20 protein-coding genes are annotated in these 24,028 nt (G+C 72.4%); 14 read left to right on the top strand and 6 right to left on the bottom strand.

Going from position 1 to position 24,028, the window contains the following annotated elements:
- Together uvrB and PKY62_RS06160 are read left to right on the top strand one after the other, a co-directional pair.
- The coding region (uvrB, locus tag PKY62_RS06165) for an excinuclease ABC subunit UvrB (RefSeq protein ID WP_324535830.1) at positions 1-1,625 on the top strand (1,625 nt) is incomplete at its 5' end.
- An 85-nt stretch (positions 1,626-1,710) separates the two neighbouring features.
- The gene (locus PKY62_RS06160; RefSeq protein ID WP_324535829.1) at positions 1,711-2,691 is read left to right on the top strand and encodes a TerC family protein; all 981 of its coding nucleotides are present in this window, start codon (positions 1,711-1,713) and stop codon (positions 2,689-2,691) included.
- A gap of 8 nt (positions 2,692-2,699) precedes the next feature.
- On the opposite strand, the gene PKY62_RS06155 is transcribed toward PKY62_RS06160, so the two are convergent.
- Positions 2,700-3,413, bottom strand: a complete 714-nt coding sequence (locus tag PKY62_RS06155; protein ID WP_324535828.1) for a maleylpyruvate isomerase family mycothiol-dependent enzyme — start codon at positions 3,411-3,413, stop codon at positions 2,700-2,702.
- 85 nt (positions 3,414-3,498) lie between these two features.
- Here PKY62_RS06155 and uvrA point away from each other — a divergent pair, with 85 nt between their 5' ends.
- Positions 3,499-6,366 carry an excinuclease ABC subunit UvrA gene (uvrA, locus tag PKY62_RS06150; protein WP_324535827.1) on the top strand — a complete coding sequence of 956 codons (2,868 nt, stop codon included), beginning with the start codon at positions 3,499-3,501 and terminating at the stop codon, positions 6,364-6,366.
- Between the two features lie 29 nt (positions 6,367-6,395).
- On the opposite strand, the gene PKY62_RS06145 is transcribed toward uvrA, so the two are convergent.
- Complete coding sequence (locus PKY62_RS06145) at positions 6,396-6,914, bottom strand: OsmC family protein (protein ID WP_324535826.1); 519 nt, start codon at positions 6,912-6,914, stop codon at positions 6,396-6,398.
- 118 nt (positions 6,915-7,032) lie between these two features.
- Here PKY62_RS06145 and uvrC point away from each other — a divergent pair, with 118 nt between their 5' ends.
- From uvrC to PKY62_RS06100, 9 genes are all read left to right on the top strand, one after another.
- On the top strand, positions 7,033-9,045 hold the full coding sequence (gene uvrC / locus PKY62_RS06140; RefSeq protein ID WP_324535825.1) for an excinuclease ABC subunit UvrC: 2,013 nt from the start codon (positions 7,033-7,035) through the stop codon (positions 9,043-9,045).
- A 71-nt stretch (positions 9,046-9,116) separates the two neighbouring features.
- Positions 9,117-10,055 (top strand): RNase adapter RapZ, encoded by a 939-nt coding sequence (gene rapZ / locus PKY62_RS06135; protein ID WP_324535824.1) that lies wholly within the window; start codon positions 9,117-9,119, stop codon positions 10,053-10,055.
- Positions 10,048-11,058, top strand: a complete 1,011-nt coding sequence (locus tag PKY62_RS06130) for a gluconeogenesis factor YvcK family protein (protein WP_324535823.1) — start codon at positions 10,048-10,050, stop codon at positions 11,056-11,058. Before rapZ ends, PKY62_RS06130 begins: the two co-directional genes overlap by 8 nt.
- A complete protein-coding gene (gene whiA / locus PKY62_RS06125; RefSeq protein ID WP_324535822.1) occupies positions 11,049-12,029 on the top strand; it encodes a DNA-binding protein WhiA in 981 nt (326 codons plus the stop codon). The genes PKY62_RS06130 and whiA overlap by 10 nt, the downstream gene beginning before the upstream one ends.
- Positions 12,030-12,222: 193 nt before the next feature.
- Positions 12,223-13,227 (top strand): type I glyceraldehyde-3-phosphate dehydrogenase, encoded by a 1,005-nt coding sequence (gene gap / locus PKY62_RS06120; protein WP_324535821.1) that lies wholly within the window; start codon positions 12,223-12,225, stop codon positions 13,225-13,227.
- Positions 13,228-13,344: 117 nt separating this feature from the next.
- Positions 13,345-14,553, top strand: a complete 1,209-nt coding sequence (locus PKY62_RS06115) for a phosphoglycerate kinase (RefSeq protein ID WP_324535820.1) — start codon at positions 13,345-13,347, stop codon at positions 14,551-14,553.
- A gap of 2 nt (positions 14,554-14,555) precedes the next feature.
- Positions 14,556-15,350 (top strand): triose-phosphate isomerase, encoded by a 795-nt coding sequence (gene tpiA / locus PKY62_RS06110; RefSeq protein ID WP_324535832.1) that lies wholly within the window; start codon positions 14,556-14,558, stop codon positions 15,348-15,350.
- A gap of 165 nt (positions 15,351-15,515) precedes the next feature.
- Complete coding sequence (gene secG / locus PKY62_RS06105; RefSeq protein WP_324535819.1) at positions 15,516-15,761, top strand: preprotein translocase subunit SecG; 246 nt, start codon at positions 15,516-15,518, stop codon at positions 15,759-15,761.
- 12 nt (positions 15,762-15,773) lie between these two features.
- The gene (locus PKY62_RS06100) at positions 15,774-16,124 is read left to right on the top strand and encodes an RNA polymerase-binding protein RbpA (RefSeq protein WP_324535818.1); all 351 of its coding nucleotides are present in this window, start codon (positions 15,774-15,776) and stop codon (positions 16,122-16,124) included.
- Between the two features lie 84 nt (positions 16,125-16,208).
- On the opposite strand, the gene pgl is transcribed toward PKY62_RS06100, so the two are convergent.
- The 4 genes from pgl to tkt all read right to left on the bottom strand — a co-directional run bounded on the left by pgl (position 16,209) and on the right by tkt (position 21,762).
- On the bottom strand, positions 16,209-16,973 hold the full coding sequence (gene pgl, locus PKY62_RS06095; RefSeq protein WP_324535817.1) for a 6-phosphogluconolactonase: 765 nt from the start codon (positions 16,971-16,973) through the stop codon (positions 16,209-16,211).
- Complete coding sequence (gene opcA, locus PKY62_RS06090) at positions 16,970-17,890, bottom strand: glucose-6-phosphate dehydrogenase assembly protein OpcA (protein ID WP_324535816.1); 921 nt, start codon at positions 17,888-17,890, stop codon at positions 16,970-16,972. The genes pgl and opcA overlap by 4 nt, the downstream gene beginning before the upstream one ends.
- A 55-nt stretch (positions 17,891-17,945) precedes the next feature.
- Complete coding sequence (zwf, locus tag PKY62_RS06085; RefSeq protein WP_324535815.1) at positions 17,946-19,487, bottom strand: glucose-6-phosphate dehydrogenase; 1,542 nt, start codon at positions 19,485-19,487, stop codon at positions 17,946-17,948.
- Between the two features lie 160 nt (positions 19,488-19,647).
- Positions 19,648-21,762, bottom strand: coding sequence for a transketolase (gene tkt, locus PKY62_RS06080; protein ID WP_324535814.1), 2,115 nt, complete (start codon positions 21,760-21,762; stop codon positions 19,648-19,650).
- Between the two features lie 295 nt (positions 21,763-22,057).
- Here tkt and PKY62_RS06075 point away from each other — a divergent pair, with 295 nt between their 5' ends.
- Both PKY62_RS06075 and xerD read left to right on the top strand, forming a co-directional pair.
- Positions 22,058-23,056, top strand: coding sequence for a heme o synthase (locus tag PKY62_RS06075; protein WP_502875802.1), 999 nt, complete (start codon positions 22,058-22,060; stop codon positions 23,054-23,056).
- Between the two features lies 1 nt (position 23,057).
- Positions 23,058-24,017 carry a site-specific tyrosine recombinase XerD gene (xerD, locus tag PKY62_RS06070; protein ID WP_324535813.1) on the top strand — a complete coding sequence of 320 codons (960 nt, stop codon included), beginning with the start codon at positions 23,058-23,060 and terminating at the stop codon, positions 24,015-24,017.
- Positions 24,018-24,028: the final 11 nt, after the last annotated feature.

Below are 24,028 nucleotides of genomic sequence, written 5' to 3'. Positions count from 1 at the left end.
CGATCTACGGGCTCGGCACCCCGCAGGAGTACGTCGACCGGATGGTCCGGCTGCGGGTGGGCGAGACCGCCGACCGCGACCGGCTGCTGCGCCGGTTGGTCGACATCCAGTACGCGCGCAACGACGTCGCGGGAACCCGGGGCACGTTCCGGGTCCGCGGCGACACCGTCGAGGTGTTTCCGGTCTACGAGCAGCACGCCGTCCGGATCGAGTTCTTCGGGGACGAGATCGAGGCGCTCTCGACCCTCGACACGATCACCGGCGAGGTGCTCAGCACCGACACCGAGGTGTACGTCTTCCCCGCCTCCCACTACGTCGCCGGACCGGAGCGGATGGAGCGGGCGATCCGCGACATCGAGGCCGAACTGGTGGCACGGCTGGCGGAGTTCGACGCGCAGGGCAAGCTGCTCGAGGCGCAGCGGCTGCGGATGCGGACCAGCTACGACATCGAGATGATGCGCCAGATCGGCACCTGCTCGGGCATCGAGAACTACTCCCGCCACATCGACGGACGGGGGCCGGGCAGCGCCCCGAACTGCCTGCTGGACTACTTCCCGGAGGACTTCCTGCTGGTGGTGGACGAGTCCCACGTCACCATCCCGCAGATCGGCGGCATGTACGAGGGCGACATGTCCCGGAAGCGGACGCTGGTCGATTTCGGGTTCCGGCTGCCGTCGGCGAGCGACAACCGTCCCCTGCGGTTCGAGGAGTTCACCGAGCGGATCGGCCAGACCGTGTACCTCTCGGCCACTCCCGGGCCGTACGAGCTGGCTCGCTCCGACGGCTTCGTGGAGCAGTTGATCCGTCCCACCGGGCTGGTGGACCCCGAGGTGGTGGTGAAGCCGACCAAGGGCCAGATCGACGACCTGATGGGCGAGATCCGGGAGCGGGTCGCCCGCAACGAGCGGGTGCTCGTCACGACGCTGACCAAGAAGATGTCCGAGGACCTCACCGACTACCTGATGGAACACGGGGTGCGTACCAGGTACCTGCACTCCGAGATCGACACGCTGCGCCGCATCGAGCTGTTGCGCGAACTCCGGCTGGGCGAGTACGACGTGCTGGTCGGCATCAACCTGCTGCGCGAAGGCCTCGACCTGCCCGAGGTGAGCCTTGTGGCCATCCTCGACGCCGACAAGGAGGGCTTCCTGCGGTCGGAGCGTTCCCTGGTGCAGACCATCGGACGGGCGGCGCGCAACGTCGCCGGTCAGGTGCACATGTACGCGGACCGGATCACCGCGTCGATGGCGGCGGCGATCGACGAGACCAACCGGCGGCGGGTGAAGCAGGTGGCGTACAACACCGCGCACGGGGTCGATCCCCAGCCGCTGCGCAAGAAGATCGCCGACCTCACCGACCTGCTCTCCCGCGAGGAGGCCGACACCGACGACCTGCTCAGGCGGGTCGGCGGGCGCCGGCAGGGTTCGCCCATGCCGCTGGAGGCGGAGCAGTCCCGCGACCTCTCGTCCCTGCCGGCCACCGAACTGGCCGGGCTGGCGCAGGAACTGACCGCGCAGATGCACGCGGCCGCGGCCGACCTGCAGTTCGAGCTCGCGGCCCGGCTCCGCGACGAGGTGGCCGACATCAAGAAGATGCTGCGGCAGCTGCTGGCCGCGACGAAATAGCCGTTCGCGCCGTACGGGCCGGCCCTGAGACAATCGGGTTTCAACGAGCGATCGAGGCAGTGCGCCGCGAGAGGACCGACAGCCGATGCATGTGACCACCGAGGTGTGGCTGATCACGATCGCGGTACTCGCGATCGTGCTCGCCGCGGACATCTTCGTCATCGGCCGGCGGCCGCACGAACCGTCCATGAAGGAGGCCGGGATCGCGATCGGCGCCTTCTCGGCGCTGGCCGTGCTGTTCGGGCTCGGGGTCTGGTGGTTCGCCGGCTCCCGCTACGCGGCGGAGTTCTTCGCCGGGTGGCTGACCGAGTACAGCCTCTCGATCGACAACCTCTTCATCTTCGTCATCATCATGTCGAACCTGCGGGTGCCACGGCAGCTGCAGCAGTTCGCGCTGATGGTCGGGATCGTGCTCGCGCTGGTGTTCCGGGGCATCTTCATCGCCGCCGGTGCCGCAGCGATCGAACGGTTCAGCTGGGTGTTCTTCCTGTTCGGCGGCTTCCTGATCTACACCGCGATCCGGCTCTACCTCAGCTACCGCAGCCACGACGACGACGAGGCCGAGGTCGCCGACAACCGCCTGCTGCGATGGGTGAAGCGCGTCCTGCCGTCCACCGGGACCTACCACGGCACCAGCCTGACGATCGTCGAGGCGGGCAAACGGCTGGTCACCCCGATGTTCTTCGTCGTCGTCGCGCTCGGCTCGACCGACCTGCTCTTCGCGCTCGACTCGATCCCGGCCATCTACGGGCTCACCCAGGAGCCGTTCCTGGTGTTCAGCGCGAACGTGTTCGCGCTGATGGGCCTGCGGCAGCTGTACTTCCTGATCGGGGGCCTGCTGCAGCGGCTGGTCTACCTGTCGGTCGGGTTGTCGGTGGTGCTCGCCTTCATCGGCGTCAAGCTCGTCCTGCACGCGATGCACGAGTACCACCTCGACGCCCGGCTCGGCTTCAACGGCGAGATCCCGATCGCGGTCTCGCTCAGCGTCATCGTCGTCACCCTCGCCATCACGACGGTCGCCAGCCTACTGAAGTCCCGTCGGGACGCCCGCGCGGCGGAGGTCTGAGCCCGGCGTCAGCCGGCCAGTGGGAAGCGCAGGCTGCCGGCCCCGGTGAGGGCCTCCGGACCGCCGCGTCCGCTGAGCCAGGCCCACAGGTCGGCGTCCGTGCCCCGGACGGGGCCGATCACCTTCGTGCCGGAGCCGAGGATGCCGGTCTGGCCGGAACTGCTGATCACCTCGACCACGGGCCGCTGCCAGTGCGGGGCGAGCAGGTGGTAGACCCAGGCGAGCAGCCACGCAGCCGCCTCCTCCCCGACCTTGTCGAGGCTGAACTCCGTCCGCAGGTCGAGGTGGTGCACGCAGATCTCGTTCAGGCGGGCCAACGGAAGTACGGCGAGCGGCTGCACCCGGCCCTGGAAGTGGATCGGACGGTGCCAGTCGGACACCTCGCTCCACGCCTGCCCGAGCCGACCGGCGCTGGTGTCGAGGTCGATCTGCAGGTCGACCCCGGTGCGCTCGGCGCCGCGCTCCAACGCCGTGAAACGCTCCTCCGGACTCACCAGGACGGGATCGCGCCCCGCGAGCGCCGCGGTGGTGAGCTCCAGCATCAGGTCGCCGTCGCGGGCGAGGTGGGTGGCCACGTGGGCGCGGGTCCACCCGGGCAACCGGCTGGGCTCGCGCCACTCGGCGTCGCTCATCCCGATCGTGTCGCCGAGCAGCCGCTGGATCGCCTCGAAGCGCAGGGCGTTGATCTGCGGCACTGGGATGGACCCGCCGAGACGCCTCATGGCACCAACTTAGGGGGGCGGACCCCAACGTGCCAGCCCGGTCCGCGGGCAGCGCCGGTCGGCACTGTCGGTGGGGGCGCCTACCATGAGCCGGGTGAATGACCGCCTGATCGTGCGGGGGGCGCGCGAACACAACCTCCGCAACGTGAGCCTCGACCTGCCCAGGGACGCCCTCATCGTGTTCACCGGCCTGTCGGGATCAGGCAAGTCGAGCCTCGCCTTCGACACCATCTTCGCCGAGGGGCAACGCCGCTACGTGGAGAGCCTCTCGGCCTACGCGCGGCAGTTCCTCGGCCAGATGGACAAGCCCGACGTCGACTTCATCGAGGGGCTCTCGCCGGCGGTGTCGATCGACCAGAAGTCCACCAACCGCAACCCGCGCTCGACCGTCGGCACGATCACCGAGGTCTACGACTACCTGCGGCTGCTCTTCGCAAGGATCGGCGTGCAGCACTGCCCGGTGTGCGACGAGCAGGTCAGCAGGCAGACCCCCCAACAGATCGTCGACCGGTTGCTGGAGCTGCCGGAAGGCACGCGCTACCAGGTGCTGGCACCGGTCATCCGCGGGCGCAAGGGGGAGTACGTCGAGCTCTTCGCCGAGCTGCAGGCCAAGGGCTTCGCGCGGGCACGGGTCGACGGCGTCGTCATGGCCCTCACCGAGGTCCCCACGCTGGAGAAGAAGCTCAAGCACACCATCGAGGTGGTCATCGACCGGCTGGTCGCCCGCGACGGCGTCCGTCGCCGGCTGACCGACTCCGTCGAGACCGCGCTGACCCTGGCCGGCGGCCTGCTCGTCGTCGAGATGGTCGACGCGCCGCAGGACGACCCCGAGCGCGAGCGGCGGTTCTCCGAGCACCGGGCCTGCCCCAACGAGCACCAGCTCGCGCTCGAGGAGATCGAGCCGCGGACCTTCTCGTTCAACGCGCCGTACGGCGCGTGCCCGGAGTGCACCGGCATCGGGACCCGGCTCGAGGTGGACCCCGACCTCGTCATCCCGGACGAGGAGGCGACGCTCGCGGGCGGCGCGGTCGCGCCGTGGTCCCAGACGTCGTCGGAGTACTTCGAGCGCGTCCTCGAGGGGCTCGCCACGGAGCTGGGCTTCTCCATGCACGTGCCGTGGCGTGCGCTGCCGGAGCGGGCGCGCGAGTCGATCCTCTACGGCCAGAACCACAAGGTGCACGTCCGCTACAAGAACCGGTGGGGCCGCGAGCGGCAGTACAGCACGGGCTTCGAGGGCGTCGTGACGTTCCTCGAGCGCCGGCACGCCGAGACGGAGTCCGACTGGTCGAAGGACAAGTACGAGGCCTTCATGCGCGAGGTGCCGTGCCCCGAGTGCCACGGCACCCGGCTCAAGCCCGAGGTGCTCGCGGTGCGCGTCGGCGGGCTGTCCATCGCGGAGGTCTGCCGGCTGCCGCTGCGCGAGGCGCGCACCGTGCTCGCGGGTCTCGCGCTGGGCGAGCGCGACGCGACGATCGCCACCCAGGTGCTCAAGGAGATCCAGGCGCGGCTCGGCTTCCTGCTCGACGTCGGGCTGGACTACCTCGCGCTCGACCGCCCGGCGGGCACCCTGTCCGGTGGCGAGGCCCAGCGCATCCGGCTCGCGACCCAGATCGGCTCGGGGCTCGTCGGCGTCCTCTACGTGCTCGACGAGCCCTCCATCGGGCTGCACCAGCGGGACAACCGCAGGCTCATCGAGACCCTGACGCGGCTGCGGGACCTGGGCAACACCCTCATCGTCGTCGAGCACGACGAGGACACCATCCGGATGGCCGACTGGGTGGTCGACATCGGCCCCGGCGCCGGCGAGCACGGGGGACGGGTCGTCCACTCCGGCGACCTCGCCGGCCTGCTCACCGCGCCGGAGTCGGTCACGGGCGCCTACCTGGCCGGGCGCCGCAGCATCCCGATGCCCGCCGAGCGTCGCCCCGTCGACAGGGATCGGGTGCTCACCGTCGTCGGCGCGCGCGAGCACAACCTGCTCGGCATCGACGTGGAGTTCCCGCTGGGCTGCCTCGTCGCGGTCACCGGGGTGTCGGGCTCCGGCAAGTCCACCCTCGTCAACGCGATCCTCTACACGGTGCTCGCCAACGAGCTCAACGGCGCGCGGCAGGTGCCCGGCCGGCACACGCGGATCACCGGGCTGGAGCACCTCGACAAGGTGGTGCACGTCGACCAGGGACCGATCGGCCGCACCCCGCGGTCCAACCCCGCCACCTACACCGGTGTGTGGGACCACGTGCGCAAGCTCTTCGCCGAGACCACCGAGGCCAAGGTCCGCGGCTACGCGCCGGGGCGCTTCTCGTTCAACGTCAAGGGCGGCCGCTGCGACGCGTGCTCGGGCGACGGCACCATCAAGATCGAGATGAACTTCCTGCCGGACGTCTACGTGCCGTGCGAGGTGTGCCACGGCGACCGCTACAACCGCGAGACGCTGGAGGTGCACTTCAAGGGCAAGACCGTCGCCGACGTGCTCAACATGCCCATCGAGGAGGCCTCGGAGTTCTTCGCCGCGGTGCCGGGGATCTCCCGCCACCTCAAGACGCTCGTCGACGTGGGGCTCGGCTACGTCCGCCTCGGCCAGCCGGCGCCAACCCTCTCCGGCGGCGAGGCCCAGCGCGTCAAGCTCGCCAGCGAGCTGCAGAAGCGCTCGACGGGCCGCACGGCGTACGTGCTCGACGAGCCCACCACGGGGCTGCACTTCGAGGACATCCGCAAGCTGCTCGGCGTGCTCCAGTCGCTCGTCGACAAGGGCAACAGCGTCATCGTCATCGAGCACAACCTCGACGTGGTGAAGAACGCCGACTGGGTCATCGACATGGGCCCGGAGGGTGGGTCCGGCGGCGGTCGGGTCATCGCCGAGGGCACCCCGGAGGAGGTCGCGGCCGTCGCGGCGAGCCACACCGGCCAGTTCCTGGCGGGCGTCCTGGCCGACCCGGTGCGCGCGAGCGCCTGACCCTCCGGTCAGGCGGGCACGACGATCGGTCAGGCGTGCACGACGGCGGGCCGCGGGACCTCGACCTGGACCGGGGCGGGCTCCGTCCGCACGGGGAAGTTCACCGAGCGCGTGATGAAGCAGTGCTCGGCCGAGCGTGCGTGCAGGGCCGCGAGTCGCGCGTCGTCGACGGCGGTGCTGCCCGGGCGGGCCGCGCGCACCGTGACCCGTGGCCGCAGCACCACCTGCGTGAACCGCCCCGCGCCGGCGGCCTGGACACGCATGGTCCCGACCGCGGCGTCGACGTAGCCGACGACGACGACGCCGTCCTGGGCCGCGAGGTGGAGGAACCACAGCATGTGGCACTGGGCGAGGGCTGCGACGAGCAGCTCCTCAGGGCTGTAGCGGGACGGGTCGCCACGGAACGCCGGGTCCGAGGACCCGGGGAGTGCCGGCTTGCCGACGAACGAGACGTCGTGGTCCCGGCTGTAGGACGTGTAGCTGGTCGTGCCGGCCTCGCCGGCCCCGGTCCAGGCGACCTCTGCCTGGTAGGTGTGCAGGATGCCCATGCCCCAACGTAACCACTCAGCGTCGACGATGGGGAGCCCGCGGCGCGCGCGTCGCCCGGGCGGGTGCATCGTCGGCCGTCGGCCGGGTGGTGTGGGTGGCCTGACCTAGGCTCGTCCCATGGCCGACCCGTCGAGCTACCGCCCCCGGCCGGGTCAGGTCCCGGACTCGCCGGGCGTGTACCGGTTCCGCGACGAGCACGGGCGCGTCGTCTACGTCGGCAAGGCCAAGTCCCTGCGCTCCCGCCTGGCGAGCTACTTCCAGGACCTGTCCGCCCTGCACCCGCGGACGCAGCAGATGGTCACCACCGCGGCATCGGTGGAGTGGACGGTGGTGGGCACCGAGGTCGAGGCGCTCGCGCTGGAGTACTCCTGGATCAAGGAGTACGACCCGCGCTTCAACGTCAAGTACCGCGACGACAAGTCCTACCCGTACCTCGCCGTGACGCTCGGCGAGGAGTTCCCGCGCGTGCAGGTGATGCGCGGGGCCAAACGTCCGGGCACGCGGTACTTCGGCCCCTACGGGCACGCCTGGGCGATCCGGGAGACCGTCGACCTGCTCCTGCGGGTGTTCCCCGTGCGCACGTGCTCGTCCGGCGTCTTCCGGCGCGCGGGCGCCAGCGGGCGGCCGTGCCTGCTCGGCTACATCGACAAGTGCGCGGCGCCGTGCGTCGGGCGCGTCTCGCCGGCCGAGCACCGGGCCCTGGCGGAGGACTTCTGCGACTTCATGGCCGGCGACACCGCGAGGTTCGTCCGGCGGCTCGAGCGACGCATGCGTGAGGCGTCGGCCGCGATGGAGTTCGAGCAGGCTGCGCGGCTGCGCGACGACATCGGTGCGCTCGTCCGCGCGACCGAGAAGAACGCGGTCGTGCTCCCGGACGGGACGGACGCCGACGTCTTCGCATTGGCCGGGGACGAGCTCGAGGCTGCCGTGCAGGTGTTCCACGTCCGCGGCGGGCGCATCCGCGGCCAGCGCGGCTGGATCGTGGAGAAGGTCGAGGACGTGACCGACGCCGAGATCGTCGAGCACCTGCTGCAGCAGGTCTACGGCGAGACCGCGCCGGCCGAGGGCGGTATGCAGGGATCCTCCGCCGGCGCCACCCGGCCCGAGCGTGCGGCCGCGACCACCAGCGCGGTGCCCCGCGAGGTGCTCGTCCCGGTGCTCCCGCCGCAGGTCGAGCAGGTGAGCGCATGGCTCGGAGTGCTGCGGGGTTCGGCCGTCGCGGTGCGCGTGCCTCAGCGCGGGGACAAGAAGGACCTCGCCCAGACGGTGCTGCGCAACGCCGAGCAGGCGCTGGCCCTGCACCGCACCCAGCGCGCGGGTGACCTCACCACCCGGAGCCAGGCGTTGCGCGAGCTCCAGGAGGCCCTCGACCTGCCCAGCGCGCCGCTGCGCATCGAGTGCTTCGACATCTCGACCACCCAGGGCACCCACCAGGTGGGTTCGATGGTGGTCTTCGAGGACGGCCTCGCGCGTAAGCCCGAGTACCGCCACTTCGTCGTGCGCGGGCCGGACGGCGACGGCGCCCAGGACGACACCGCGGCGATGCACGAGGTGATCACGCGACGGTTCCGGCGCTACCTCGAGGACAAGGCGGCCGCGGCGGCCGAGGCGGCGGGGGAGCCGGACGGCTCGCACGAGGTGGCGGCACAGCCCTCAGGGAAGCCGCGCTTCGCCTACCCGCCGCAGCTGCTCGTCGTCGACGGTGGACCTCCCCAGGTCGCGGCGGCCGCGCGTGCGCTGGCCGACCTGGGGATCGAGGGCGTCGCGCTGTGCGGGCTCGCCAAGCGGCTCGAGGAGGTCTGGTTGCCGGGCGACGACCACCCGGTGATCCTGCCACGCAGCTCCGAGGGGCTGTACCTGCTCCAGCGGGTCCGCGACGAGGCGCACCGGTTCGCGATCCGGCACCACCGCGCGCGTCGGGGCGCCGCGATGACCACCTCGGTGCTTGACGGCGTGCCGGGCCTCGGCCCCGCGCGGGCGACGGCCCTGCTCGCCACCTTCGGGTCGGTCGCCCGGCTCCGGCGGGCATCGGTCGAGGAGATCGCTGCCGTGCGGGGGATGGGACCGGTGACCGCGCGCGCCGTCCTGGCGACGCTGGCGCCGGACGGCGCCCCGGCGCCGACCGCCTGACGGGGGCCGTTTCACCCGGTGCCGGGCCCGCTCGCCCCGACGGCGCGCGCACCGCCTGGCATGCTGGTGCCATGACCGAGCCGCCACCGATCACCGTGCCAGCCGGCATCCCCGCCCTGGAGGCGTCGACACCGGCCCCCGTCGCGGCCCTGCCGGAGCTGCTCGTCATCACGGGGATGTCCGGGGCCGGCCGGACCCGCGCCGCCGCCGTGCTCGAGGACCTCGACTGGTACGTCGTGGACAACCTGCCGGCGCAGCTGCTCACGCAGCTCGCCGGGATGATGTCCGCGGGGCCAGGGGGCGTGCACAAGCTCGCCGCCGTGGTCGACGTGCGGGGCCGCGAGTTCTTCGCCGACCTCGTCAACGTGCTCGACGCCCTGCGCGAGGCGGGACTGGGCTACCGGCTGCTGTTCCTCGACGCGTCGGACGCCGTGCTCGTCCAGCGCTTCGAGGCCGTGCGCCGCCCCCACCCCCTGCAGGCGGGCCGGCGGATCCTCGACGGCATCGCCGACGAGCGTGCCCTGCTCAGCGGCATCCGCGAGCGGGCCGACGCCGTCATCGACACCACCACCCTCAACGTGCACGACCTCGCCCGCGAGGTGCGGCTCGCCGTCGGCGGCGGGGACGACGACGACGACCTCAAGATCAACGTCCTGTCCTTCGGCTTCAAGTACGGCATCCCCCTCGACGCCGACCACGTCGTCGACGTGCGGTTCCTGGCCAACCCGTACTGGATCACCGAGCTGCGACACCTGACCGGCCGCGACGAGCCGGTCCGCGACTACGTGCTCGGCCTGCCGGGTGCGCGACTCTTCGTCGACCGGTACGTCGAGGCCCTCGAGCCGGTGCTGGCCGGCTACCTGCACGAGGACAAGCGGTACGCGACGCTCGCGGTGGGCTGCACGGGCGGCAAGCACCGCTCGGTGGCGGTCGCCGAGGCGTTGGCCGGGGCGCTGCGCGAGCGTGGACGGCGGGTCGTCGTGACCCACCGCGACCTCGGTCGTGAGTGAGCCGGCGCGGCGCCCGCACCGGGTCGGAGCGGGCCCCGCGGTGGTGGCGCTGGGCGGTGGTCACGGGTTGTCCGCGAGCCTCGCCGCCCTGCGCCTGATGTCCGAGCAGCTCACGGCGGTCGTGACGGTCGCCGACGACGGCGGATCCTCCGGCCGGCTGCGCGACGAGCTCGACGTGCTGCCGCCGGGCGACCTGCGGATGGCGCTGTCGGCGCTGTGCGACGAGTCCGACTGGGGCCGCACCTGGCGCGACGTGCTCCAGCACCGGTTCCACACCGAGGGCGCGCTGGACAACCACGCCGTGGGCAACCTGCTCATCGTCGCGCTGTGGCAGCTGCTCGGGGACCCGGTGCAGGGGCTCGACTGGGTGGGCCGTCTGCTGGGCGCCCGCGGGCGCGTGCTGCCGATGTCCGCCGTCCCGCTCGCCATCGAGGCGGACGTCGCCCTCGACGGGGAGCTGTGCACCGTGCGTGGGCAGAGCGCCGTCGCCGTCGCCCCGGGCCGCGTCCAGGCCGTGCGGATCGTCCCGGCGGACCCGCCCGCGTGCCCCGAGGCCGTCGCGGCCGTGGACGCCGCCGACTGGGTGGTGCTCGGACCGGGCTCGTGGTTCACCTCCGTGCTGCCGCACGTCCTGGTGCCGGAGCTGTCCGACGCGCTGCACCGCACCGCCGCACGCCGCTGCGTCACCCTCAACCTGCTCCCGGTGGGGAACCCCACGGCGATGACGGCCTACGAGCACCTGTGCGCGCTGGCGGACCACGCCCCCGGCCTGCGGGTCGACGTCGTCATCGCGGACCCGTCCGCGGTCCAGGACGTCGACGCGCTGTCGGCGCAGGCTCGGTCGATGGGTGCCCAGCTGCTGCTGCGCCAGGTGCGCGTGGGGGACGGGACGGCCCGGCACGACGCCCTGCGGCTGGCCGGTGCCTACCGCGACGCCTTCGAGCAGGTCTGGGGCGATCTCGACGGTGATGATGATGGTGGCAGGATGTCGCCATGGCGCTGACAGCACAGGTGAAGGACGAGCTCGCCCGGCTGAGCGTCGAGAAGACGTCGTGCCGCAAGGCGGAGGTGTCCGCGACCCTCCGGTTCGCCGGTGGGCTGCACATCATCTCCGGCCGGATCGTCGTGGAGGCGGAGCTCGACACGGGCATCGCCGCGCGTCGGCTGCGTCAGGCGATCATGGAGGTCTACGGGCACACGAGCGAGGTCGTCGTCGTGAGCGCCGGCGGGCTGCGGCGGGGGAGCCGCTACGTGGTCCGCGTGGTGCGCGACGGCGAGTCCCTCGCGCGCCAGACCGGCCTGCTCGACAACCGCGGCCGTCCGGTGCGCGGGTTGCCGCCCCAGGTGGTCTCCGCCGGGCTCGCCGAGGCCGAGGCGGCGTGGCGCGGGGCGTTCCTGGCGCACGGCTCGCTGACCGAGCCCGGCCGCTCCGCCGCGCTCGAGGTGACCTGCCCGGGTCCGGAGGCCGCGCTGGCGCTCGTCGGCGCGGCGCGCCGGCTCGGCATCGCCGCCAAGGCGCGCGAGGTGCGCGGCGTGGACCGCGTGGTCATCCGGGACGGCGACGCCATCGGCGCGATGCTCACGCGCCTCGGCGCGCACGACGCCGTGATGGTCTGGGAGGAGCGGCGCATGCGCCGCGAGGTGCGGGGGACGGCCAACCGCCTGGCCAACTTCGACGACGCCAACCTGCGCCGGTCGGCCCGCGCGGCCGTCGCGGCCGGCGCGCGCGTGGAGCGTGCCTTCGAGATCCTCGGCGACGACCTGCCCGAGCACCTGCGCGAGGCCGGTCTGCTGCGACTGGCGCACAAGCAGTCGTCGCTCGAGGAGCTGGGCCAGCTGGCCGACCCGCCGCTCACCAAGGACGCCGTCGCCGGCCGCATCCGCCGCCTGCTGGCGACGGCGGACAAGCGCGCGGCCGACCTGGGCATCCCTGACACCGAGGCCGGCCTCACCGCCGACATGCTGGACGTCTGAGACGGGCGCCGAACCGGACGAATCAGCTGTTTCGCTGGACGAACGTCCTGCCGCGAAGTGTGTCCGGCGTGTAACCTCACTACCAACTGGCGATCGAGAGAACGTCACGATCCAGCCAGGCGTACAGCGCCGTACGTACCCGTTCATGACCCAGCTGCGTGTCGGCGGAACCGGCGCGCTCCGAGGAGGCATTGTGACCATCCGCGTCGGTATCAACGGCTTCGGCCGCATCGGACGTAACTACTACCGGGCCATCCTGGCCTCCGGTGCTGACATCGAGATCGTCGGCGTGAATGACCTCACCGACAACAAGACGCTCGCGCACCTGCTGAAGTACGACACGGTCCTCGGCCGCTTCCCGCTCAGCGTGAGCTACGACGACGACAACATCATCGTCGACGGCAAGAACATCCGTGCGCTGGCCGAGCGCGACCCGGCCAACCTGCCCTGGGCCGAGCTGGGCGCCGACATCGTCATCGAGTCGACCGGCTTCTTCACCGACGCGACCAAGGCCAAGGCGCACCTCACCGCCGGTGCCAAGAAGGTCATCATCTCCGCGCCGGCCTCGAACGAGGACGCCACGTTCGTCATGGGTGTCAACCACACCCAGTACGACGCCGCGGTGCACCACATCATCTCCAACGCGTCCTGCACCACGAACTGCCTCGCGCCCATGGCCAAGGCGCTCAACGACGCGTTCGTCATCGAGCGTGGCCTCATGACCACGATCCACGCCTACACGGGTGACCAGAACCTGCAGGACGGCCCGCACAAGGACCTGCGTCGCGCCCGCGCCGCCGCGCAGAACATCGTCCCGACCACCACCGGTGCGGCCAAGGCCGTGGCCCTCGTGCTCCCCGAGCTCAAGGGCAAGCTGGACGGCTACGCGCTGCGCGTGCCGACCATCACCGGCTCGGCAACCGACCTGACCTTCACGGCCGGCCGTGAGGTCACCGTCGCGGAGGTCAACGCCGCGGTCAAGGCGGCGGCCGACGGCCCGCTCAAGGGCGTCCTGGAGTACACCGAGGACCCGATCGTCTCGAGCGACATCGTCACCAACCCGCACCAGAGCATCTTCGACGCCGGCCTCACCAAGGTCAGCGGCTCGCTGGTCAAGGTCGTCGCCTGGTACGACAACGAGTGGGGCTACTCCAGCAGCCTCGTCAAGCTGACCGAGTACGTCGGCGAGCGTCTCTGACACCCCTGCGGTAACCGAGCAGGCTGACATGCGTCCGCGTGCTCCGCGCGACCACTCGCCGGAGCACGCGGACGCTGCTGCATCACGCCCCTGACACACCCTTGTGAAGGACACCCGATGAAGACCATCTCCGACCTCGGCGACCTGCGCGGCAAGCGCGTCCTGGTCCGTTCCGACTTCAACGTGCCGCTCGACGGCACCACGATCACCGACGACGGCCGCGTCCGGGCCGCCCTGCCCACGCTGACCGCGCTCCTGGACGCCGGCGCCCGCGTGGTCGTCACGGCCCACCTCGGCCGCCCCAAGGGCGCCCCCGAGGCCAAGTACTCCCTCGCCCCCGTGGCCGCGCGCCTGTCCGAGCTGCTCGGCAAGCCCGTCCCGCTGGCCACCGACACCGTCGGCGAGTCCGCCAGGGCCACCGTCGCCGCGCTCGAGGACGGCGACATCTGCCTGCTCGAGAACATCCGGTTCGACGCGCGCGAGACCTCCAAGGTCGACGCCGAGCGCGCGGAGCTCGCCGGTGAGCTTGCGGCCCTCGCCGACGCCTACGTGTCCGACGGCTTCGGTGTGGTGCACCGCAAGCAGGCGTCGGTGTACGACGTCGCGCTGCAGCTGCCCTCTGCGGTCGGCACCCTCGTGCTCAAGGAGGTCGCGTCGCTGCGCAAGGCGACGGATGACGTCGAGCGGCCCTACGTCGTCGTGCTCGGCGGATCCAAGGTCTCCGACAAGCTCGGCGTCATCGCCAACCTGCTGACCAAGGCCGACCGCCTGCTCATCGGCGGCGGCATGGTCTACACGTTCCTCGCGGCCAAGGGCTACTCGGTGGGCGCCTCGCTCCTCGAGGCGGACCAGATCCCCACGGTCAAGGGCTACCTGGAGCAGGCCGAGGCTGCCGGCGTGGAGATCGTGCTGCCGACGGACATCGTCGCTGCCGACTCGTTCGCGGCTGACGCGCCGCACACCGTGGTCGCGGCGGACGCGATCCCCGACGGCAAGCTGGGCCTGGACATCGGCCCCGACTCCTGCGAGCTGTTCCGCTCGAAGATCCTCGACGCCAAGACGGTCGTCTGGAACGGCCCGGCCGGCGTGTTCGAGTTCCCCGCGTTCGCCGCCGGCACGCGCGCCGTGGCCCAGGCCATGGTCGACGCCGGCACGCACGGCGCGTTCACCATCGTCGGCGGTGGCGACTCCGCCGCCGCCGTCCGCATCCTTGGCTTCGACGAGGCCGGCTTCGGGCACATCTCCACGGGCGGCGGCGCCTCCCTGGAGCTCCTCGAGGGCAAGATCCTGCCGGGCATCGCGGTGCTCGAGAACACGGAGGCATGAGCATGGCATCCCGCACCCCGCTGATGGCGGGCAACTGGAAGATGAACCTGGACCACCACCAGGCGACCCACACGGTGCAGAAGCTCGCCTGGACGCTCCAGGACGCCAAGCACGACTTCTCGGCCGTCGAGGTCAGCGTGCTCGTCCCGTTCACGGACCTGCGCTCGGTGCAGACCCTCGTGGACGCCGACAAGCTCGAGCTGAGCTACGGCGCCCAGGACGTCTCGGCGCACCTCGAGGGCGCGTACACCGGCGAGATCTCGCCGGTGATGCTCGCCAAGCTCGGCGTGACGTACGTGGCCGTCGGCCACTCGGAGCGTCGCCAGTTCCACGGTGAGGACGACGCACTCTGCGCCGCGAAGGTGGCCTCGGCGTTCAGCCAGGGCCTGACCCCGATCCTCTGCGTCGGCGAGGGCCTGGACATCCGCAAGGCGGGCGACCAGGTCGCCTACACCCTCGCGCAGGTCGACGGCGGGCTCGCGGGCCTGCCGGCCGAGCAGGCCGCCACGATCGTCATCGCGTACGAGCCCGTCTGGGCCATCGGCACGGGCGAGGTCGCCACGCCCGAGGACGCGCAGGAGGTCTGCGGCGCGATCCGTGCCCGCCTGGCCGAGCTGTACTCGGCAGAGCTCGCCGCCGGTGTGCGCGTGCTCTACGGCGGCTCGGTGAAGTCGAGCAACGTCGCCTCGATCATGGCCAAGCCCGACGTCGACGGCGCGCTCGTCGGCGGGGCGAGCCTCGACCCCGAGGAGTTTGCCAGGATCGCGCGGTTCCAGGCCCACCAGGTCGGCCTGTAGCCGTTCGTCGGCACGTGGACGGGCCCCACCGGGACGACCGGTGGGGCCCGTCCTGCGTCGCACGGCATCGTCGGGGGCGGACGGTTCGTTCGCACCCCCCGCGGTCGCCTATCCTTGTCCTGGCGCCTCTCGGCGCCGCCCGCCCGTCGATCGAGGGACGTTCGCGTGACCGCACTGCGCATCACCCTGCAGGTCCTGCTGGTGCTCACCAGCTTCCTCGTCATCCTTCTGGTCCTGCTGCACAAGGGCAAGGGAGGCGGCCTGTCCGACATGTTCGGCGGTGGGGTGTCCACCAACGCCGGCTCGTCGGGTGTGGCGGAGCGGAACCTCAACCGGCTGACCATCGGTCTCGCCGTGCTGTGGACCGTCGTCGTGGTGCTGCTGGGTCTCATCCAGCGGGTCGAAGGCTGAGAGGGGCTGGTCATGGCGAGCGGTAGCGCGATCCGCGGTTCCCGGGTGGGCGCGGGCCCCATGGGCGAGGCCGAGCGGGGCGAGTCCGCCCCGCGCTTCTGGGTGTCCTACTGGTGCGCCCACGGGCACGAGACCCGGCCGAGCTTCTCCATCGAGGCCAACGCCGAGGCGCCCGAGAGCTGGGACTGCCCGCGGTGCGGGTTCCCGGCTGGTCAGGACCGGGAGAACCCCCCGTCGCCGACGCGCAACGAGCCCTACAAGACGCACCTCGCGTACGTGAAGGAGCGACGCACCGACGAGGACGGCGCCGCGATCCTCGACGAGGCGCTGGCCGCGCTGCGGGCGCGTCGCGGCACCGCCTGACGCTGCGCACGGGCTGACGAGGAGGGCCGACGGCAGGCGCCGTCGGCCCTCCTCAAGTCCGGTGGTGGGGCCGTGCCGTCCCGGTCAGCCGGCCGCGGCGAGGTCGAGCAGCCACAGGGTGCGGTCGCGTCCGGCGACGTGGCCCGCTGGCGTGCGGGTGACGTCGTCGCCGGCCAGTGCCCTGGCGACCGCGTCGGCCTTCTCCGCGCCGGCGGCGACCACCCAGACCTGGCGGGCGTGGGCGAGGGCGGCGAAGGTCAGGCTGACGCGCAGCGGCGGCGGCTTGGGCGAGCCGTGCACGCCGACGGCGCTGCGGTCGTCGACAGCCAGCGCGAGGTGGCCGGGGAACAGCGAGGCGACGTGCCCGTCGGGGCCCATGCCGAGCAGCACGACGTCGAAGGCGGGTACGGCCCCGGCCGGGCCGTGGTCGTCACCGTCCGGCTCGGGTGCGAACCGGGCGAGGTCCGCGGCGTAGGCGGCGGCGGAGTCCTCGGGCGTGGTGATCCCGGGCGCGCCGGGTCCGGCCATGGGGTGGACGTTGGCTGCGGGGACGGCCAGGGCGTCCAGGAGCGCCGTGCGTGCCTGGGTCTCGTTGCGGTCCGGGTGCCCGGTGGGCAGGAATCGCTCGTCGCCCCACCACAGGTGCACGCCGGTCCAGTCCACGGCGTCGCGCAGGGGTGAAGCACAGACCTCGGCGAGGGTCGCGATGCCGACGGTGCCGCCCGTGAGGACCACGTGCACCGGCCGGTGGGTGGACTGCTCGTCGAGCAGGTGGACGAGCAGCCGTGCGGCGGTGGCGCGGGCCACGGTGGTGGCGTCGGGGTGGACCACGACCGTCGGGGCGCTCATGCCGCGCCGATCCGGCTCAGGCCGTCGTGCAGGACCTCGCCGTAGACCTCGTCGGGGTCCAGGCGGCGCAGCTCCTCGGCCAGGCACTCGTGCAGCTCGCGCATCGGCATGGCCGTCCTTCGCTCCGGTTGGCCCGGCTGGTCGAGCAGGGCGACACGGCCGTCGGGCCGGTCGATGACGACGTTGCCGGACGCGCGCTCCAGGACGACCTTGGTGATGCCCTGGACGTCGCGCTGGCGCACGATCTCGACGGGGCAGCGCAGCGCGTGGGCGAGCCATGCGGCCAGCAGCACCACCGAGGGGTGGGTGTGGTGCCCGCTGACGACGGCCCGGGTGACCTTCTCGTGCGGCGGCTGGTCGAGCGCGGCGGCGAGCAGGCCGCGCCAGCGGGTCAGCCGGGTCCAGGCCAGGTCGGTGTCCCCGGCCGTGTACCCGGAGCGCAGCCTGACCAGGGAGGCCGCGGGATCGGCACAGGCGAGGGTGTCGGTGATCCGGCGCTGGGCCATCGCACCGATGGGGTGGTCGGCCGGCCGGTCGGGCACCTCGAACGGCCACCACAGGACGATCGGCGCATCCGGCAGCAGCAGGGGCATGACGAGGGTGTCGCTGTGCGCCAGGATCTCGCCGGAGGCACGCAGGACGACGACCTCGCTGGCGCCGGCGTCCCCGCCCACGCGGATCTGGGCGTCCAGGCTGGCCGTGGTGCGGGTGGTGTCCCTGGCGAGCACGATGACGCGGCACGGGTGCTCACGGCTCGCGTCGTTCGCCGCGGCGACCGCGGGCTCGACGTCCCCGCCGTCGGCGTCGATGACCAGCGTCAGGACCCGGCCCAGCGCGACCGCGCCGCCCTCGTCACGCAGCCGCACCAGGGCCTTGGTGACCGCGGCCGTCGTCGTGTCCGGCAGGTCGATGATCATCGGAGGTCCTCTCGGGGGTGCATCGACGGGCGGTGGTCCGTTGGCGGGCGGTCGGTCACGGCCTGCGCCATGCTCGTCCGTCGCGGGCCATCATCGCGTCGGCGGACGCCGGGCCCCAGGTGCCCGACCGGTACTGCTCGGGCTGACCGCGCCTGGCCCAGTACGCCGTGATGGGGTCGAGGATCTTCCACGACAGCTCGACCTCCTCGTGCCGGGGGAACAGCGGGGGGTCGCCGAGGAGCACGTCGAGGATGAGCCGCTCGTAGGCTTCGGGGGAGGACTCGGTGAACGCGTGGCCGTAGCCGAAGTCCATCGTCACGTCCCGGACCTCCATCGCGGTCCCCGGCACCTTCGAGCCGAACCGGATGGTGACGCCCTCGTCGGGCTGGACGCGGATGACCAGGGCGTTCTTGCCCAGCTCCTCGGTCGCCGTGGACTCGAACGGCAGGTGCGGCGCGCGCTTGAAGACGATGGCGATCTCGGTGACCCGTCGGCCCAGGCGCTTGCCCGTGCGCAGGTAGAACGGCACCCCTGCCCAGCGCCGCGTGTCGATGTCCACCCGGATCGCGGCGAACGTCTCGGTGCCCGAGTCCGCGGCGATGCCGTCCTCCTCGAGATAGCCGACCACCTCCTCGCCGCCCTGCCACCCCGCCGCGTACTGACCGCGCGCGGTGTGCCGGCCCAGGTCCTTGGGCAGGCGGACGGCCGAGAGGACCTTCTGCTTCTCCGCGCGCAGGTCGTCCGCGTCGAACGAGACGGGCTCCTCCATCGCCGTCAGGGCCAGCAGCTGCAGCAGGTGGTTCTGGATGACGTCACGCGCCGCGCCGATCCCGTCGTAGTACCCCGCGCGGCCGGCGATCCCGATGTCCTCGGCCATCGTGATCTGCACGTGGTCGACGTAGTTGGCGTTCCAGATCGGCTCGAACAGCTGGTTGGCGAACCGCAGCGCCAGCATGTTCTGGACCGTCTCCTTGCCCAGGTAGTGGTCGATCCGGAAGACCGACTCCGGCTCGAAGACCTCCGAGACCACCTCGTTGAGCTCACGCGCGCTGGCCAGGTCATGGCCGAACGGCTTCTCGATGACCACCCGGCGCCAGGTGCTGTCCTGGTGCTCCGACAGCCCAGAGCGCGCCAGCTGGCGGCACACCAGCGGGAACGCCGCGGGCGGCACCGACAGGTAGAACGCGTGGTTGCCCCCCGTGCCGCGCTCTGCGTCGAGCTCGGCGACCGTGCGGCTCAGCCGGTCGAACGCGTCGTCGTCGCCGAACTCGCCCTGGACGAACCGGATGCCCTCGGCGAGCTGGCGCCACGTGCTCTCCCGGAACGGCGTGCGCGCGTTCTCCTTGACTGCGTCATGCACCACCTGCGCGAAGTCCTGCGTCGCCCAGTCCCGCCGGGCGAACCCCGTCAGGGCGAACCCCGGCGGCAGCAGGCCACGGTTCGCCAGGTCGTAGACCGCCGGCATGAGCTTGCGTCGCGCCAGGTCGCCCGTCACACCGAAGATCACCAGGCCGCACGGACCGGCGATCCGCGGCAGCCGGCGGTCCCGCGGGTCGCGCAACGGGTTGACCTGGGCCGTGACGCGGGCCGGGCTCATCGAGCGGACCCGACGCCCGACGCGGTGTCCTGGCGTTGTGGGCGTGCCATGCCGGGGGTGGCGGCGGGGGCCGTGCTCGACGTCATGCTGCTCCTGTCCTGAGGCGCGATCGCGGGGCGCCGGACGGTGCCGGGCCCCGCGATCGTTCGTCCTGCGGTGCTCAGGCGACGGTACCGCCCGCGGCCTCGATCGACTCGACGGCGGCCGCCACGACCGCATCGGCGGTGATGCCGAACTCGCGGTAGAGCGTCGCGGCGTCCGCCGAGGCGCCGTAGTGCTCGAGCGAGACGCACCGGCCGGCGTCCCCGACGATCCGGTGCCAGGACATCGCGATGCCGGCCTCGACCGAGACACGCGCCTTGACCGCTGCGGGCAGGACCTCCTCGCGGTAGGCGGCGTCCTGCTCGGCGAACCACTCGAGGCACGGTGCGGAGACCACCCGGGTGGGCACGCCCCTGGCCTCGAGGACGGTGCGCGCCTCGACGGCGAGCTGCACCTCGGACCCCGTGCCGATGAGGATGACCTGGGGCGTACCGGTCGAGGCCTCGAGCAGCGTGTAGGCGCCCCGGGCGACGCCGTCGGTCGTGGCGAAGCCCTCCTCGCCGCGCGGGAAGACGGGCAGGTTCTGCCGGGACAGGATGAGCCCGACGGGGTGGTCGTGGCGGCTCAGCGTCGCGACCCAGGCCGCGGCGGTCTCGTTGGCGTCGGCCGGCCGGACGATGTCCAGGTCGGGGATGGCGCGCATGGCCGTGAGGTGCTCGACGGGCTGGTGGGTGGGACCGTCCTCGCCCAGGCCGATCGAGTCGTGCGTCCAGACGTAGATCGCGGGGACGCCCATGAGCGCCGCGAGGCGCACCGCGCCGCGCATGTAGTCGCTGAACGTGAAGAACGTGCCGCCGTAGGCGCGCGTCAGGCCGTGCAGGACGATCCCGGAGAGGATCGAGCCCATGGCGTGCTCGCGGATGCCGAAGTGGAGGGTGCGGCCGTACAGGTCACCGGCGAACTCGTGGCTGGACCGCTCGGCGGGCAGGAAGGAGGGCTCGCCCTTCATCGTCGTGTTGTTCGAGCCCGCGAGGTCGGCCGAGCCGCCCCAGAGCTCCGGCAGCACGTCGGCCAGGGCCGAGAGGATCTCGCCGGAGGCTGCGCGGGTGGCCACGGCCTTGCCGGTCGGGAACACGGGGACCGCGTCGGTCCAGTCCGCCGGGAGCTCCTTGGCCACGAGCCGGTCGAGCAGCTCGGCGCGGTCGGGGTTGGCGGCCCGCCAGGCGAGGTACGCCACGTGCCAGGCGCCGCGCAGGTGGTGGCCGCGGTCCAGGGCCTCGCGCGTGTGCGCGATCACGGCGGGCTCGACGGCGAAGGTCTCGTCCGGGTCGAAGCCCATGACCTCCTTGAGCCCTCGGATCTCGCCGGCGCCCAGGGCGGAGCCGTGCGAGCCGTGGGTGTTCTGCTTGGCCGGGGAGGGCCAGGCGATGATGGTGCGCAGCCCGATGAAGCTCGGCCTGTCGGTGACGGCCTTGGCCGCCTCGATCGCGGCGTGCAGCGCGACGACGTCCTCGGCGTACGGCGAGCCGTCCGCGGTGACCGTCCAGTCGACGAACTGGACGTGCCAGCCGTACGCCTCGTAGCGCGCCAGGACGTCCTCGGTGAAGGCGATCGACGTGTCGCCCTCGATGGAGATGTGGTTGTCGTCCCACAGGACGACGAGGTTGCCCAGCTGCTGGGTTCCGGCGATCGACGCGGCCTCGCCGGTCACGCCCTCCTGCAGGTCGCCGTCGGACGCCAGCACGTAGACGTGGTGGTCGAAGATGCTCGTGCCGGGTGCAGCCTCGGGGTCGAGCAGCCCGCGCTCCCGGCGCGCGGCCATCGCGAAGCCGACCGAGGAGGCCAGGCCCTGGCCCAGCGGCCCGGTGGTGATCTCGACGCCGGGGGTGTGGCCGACCTCGGGGTGGCCGGGCGTCAGGGATCCCCACGTGCGCAGCGCCTGCAGGTCCTCCAGCTCCAGGCCGTAGCCGGCCAGGTACAGCTGGATGTACTGGGTCAGGCTCGAGTGGCCCGCCGAGAGGATGAACCGGTCCCGGCCGAGCCAGTGCGGTGCAGCGGGGTCGTGGCGCAGGACCTTCTGGTAGAGCAGGTAGGCGACCGGGGCCAGGCTGATCGCGGTGCCGGGGTGACCGTTGCCGACCTTCTCCACCGCGTCCGCGGCCAGGGCGCGGACGGTGTCGACGGCGCGGCGGTCGAGGTCGGACCAGACGAAGGGGGAGTCGGGCGCGTTCAACGGGGCCTCTTTCCTGCCCGGGCGTGCGGCGCGGGCGTCATGTGCCGGTCGGCGGTGCCGCGCACGCGAGACGTGGGGCGGGCCGGTGGACGACACCGTCGCAGCGCGGCGGCGTCACGGCACCAGCCTAGCGGCGACCCACGGGCCGTTCGTCCCCGATCGTGGGTGAATGGGTATGCCGCGTGAACCGGGGTGGGGTGCCGGCGCGGCGGCGCCGGGGGTGCGGCCGTACCATGGGGACCGAGCCGCGACCGGGACCTCCGGGGGCGCGGCAGTCGTCCCCGAACGGAGCACCGTGCAGCACCAGGCCCCGGCCGCAGGACCCGTCGGGCGCACCGCAGGGCAGGGTGCCACGGTCGACGACCCGACGGCCCCCGTGGCCGTCGGCGCCCGCGGACGCCTCGTCGCCGTGACCGCCCGGCTGGGCGCCTACGTCGCGCTGACCAAGCCGCGGATCATCGAGCTGCTGCTCGTCACGACCCTGCCGACGATGCTCCTGGCCGCCGGCGGCTTCCCGCCGGTCGGTCTCGTCCTCGCGACGCTCGTCGGCGGCGCGGCGGCAGCAGGATCGGCCAACGTCCTCAACTGCTACCTCGACCGCGACATCGACGAGCTGATGAACAGGACGAAGCGGCGGCCACTCGTCACGGGGGAGGTCACGCCGCGAGCCGCCATCGTCTTCGGCCTGGTCCTCGGGCTGGCGTCGCTCGTGTGGTTCGCGCTGCTCGTCAACCTCGTGGCGGCCGGGCTCGCGCTGGCGGCGATCCTGCTCTACGTCATCGGCTACACGATGCTGCTCAAGCGGCGCACCCCGCAGAACATCGTGTGGGGCGGCGTGGCCGGGTGCATGCCCGTGCTCATCGGCTGGTCGGCGGTCACCGGGTCGCTCGCCTGGGCGCCCGTGGCGCTGTTCCTCGTCATCTTCTTCTGGACGCCGCCGCACTACTGGCCGCTGTCGATGCGGTTCCGCAAGGACTACGCCGCGGCCGGGGTTCCGATGCTGCCCGTCGTCGCGAGCGACACCCGGGTGGCCTGGGAGATGGTGGCGTACACCGTCGCGATGGTGCTGTCCTCCCTCGCGCTGGTGCCGCTGGCCGGGATGACGTGGGTCTACACGGTCGCGGCCGTGGTGCTGGGCGGCTGGTTCCTCGCCGCGACCATCGCGCTGCTGCGCCGGGCCCGCCACCCGCGCCCGGGGGTCAAGCTGGGCGAGATGCGCCTGTTCCACAGCTCGATCACCTACCTGACGCTGCTGTTCCTCGCGGTGGCCGTCGACCCGTTCTGGCCGCTGTGACGTGACCTCGGCAGCCGCGCCACCGGCCGGGCCGCTGGCCCGCGAGCTCGGCGGCTACCTCGACCACCTCGCCGTCGAGCGCGGCCTGGCCGGCAACACGCTCGCCGCCTACCGCCGGGACCTCGAGCGCTACAGCGCGTTCCTCGCGGGGCGCGGCCGGACGGGCGTCGCACAGGTGGTCGAGGCGGACGTGCGCGACTTCGTCGTGCAGGTCCGCACCGGGGGAGACGGCGCGACGCCCCTGGCGGCGTCCTCGACCGCCCGTGTTGTCGCCGCCGTGCACGGCTGGCACCGGTTCTGCGCGCTCGAGGGGCTGACCCAGGACGACCCCGCGCGGCTGGTGCGCCCGCCGTCGCAGCCCCGCCGGCTGCCCAAGGCGATCTCGGTCGAGGACGTCGCACGCGTGCTCGACGCGGCGGGGCAGGGCGACGGCCCCGTACCCCTGCGTGACCGCGCCGTGCTCGAGCTGCTGTACTCCACCGGCGCGCGGATCAGCGAGGTGGTGGGCCTGGACGTCGACGACCTCGACCTCGACCCCGAGGTCACCGCGGTCCGACTGCTGGGCAAGGGCGGCAAGGAGCGCGTGGTGCCGGTCGGCTCGTACGCCCGGGAGGCCGTCGAGGCGTACCTCGTCCGGTCCCGGCCCGCGCTGGCGGCGGGGGGCAGAGGGACCCCCGCGGTCTTCCTCAACAGCAGGGGCGAGCGACTGAGCCGTCAGTCCGCCTGGGCCGTGCTGCGCCAGGCCGCCGGGCGCGCCGGGATCGCGCGGGCCGACGACGTCTCGCCGCACACGCTGCGGCACTCCTTCGCGACCCACCTGCTCGCCGGTGGTGCCGACGTGCGCGTGGTCCAGGAGCTCCTGGGTCACGCGTCGGTGACCACCACCCAGATCTACACGCAGGTCACGGCCGAGACGCTGCGAGAGGTCTACGCCGCGGCCCATCCGCGCGCCCTGGGCTGACGGGCCCGCCG

This window comes from Actinotalea sp. (assembly GCF_035443605.1).
Lineage (GTDB): Bacteria > Actinomycetota > Actinomycetes > Actinomycetales > Cellulomonadaceae > Actinotalea.
This window is presented reverse-complemented; position numbering and strand designations above follow the sequence as displayed.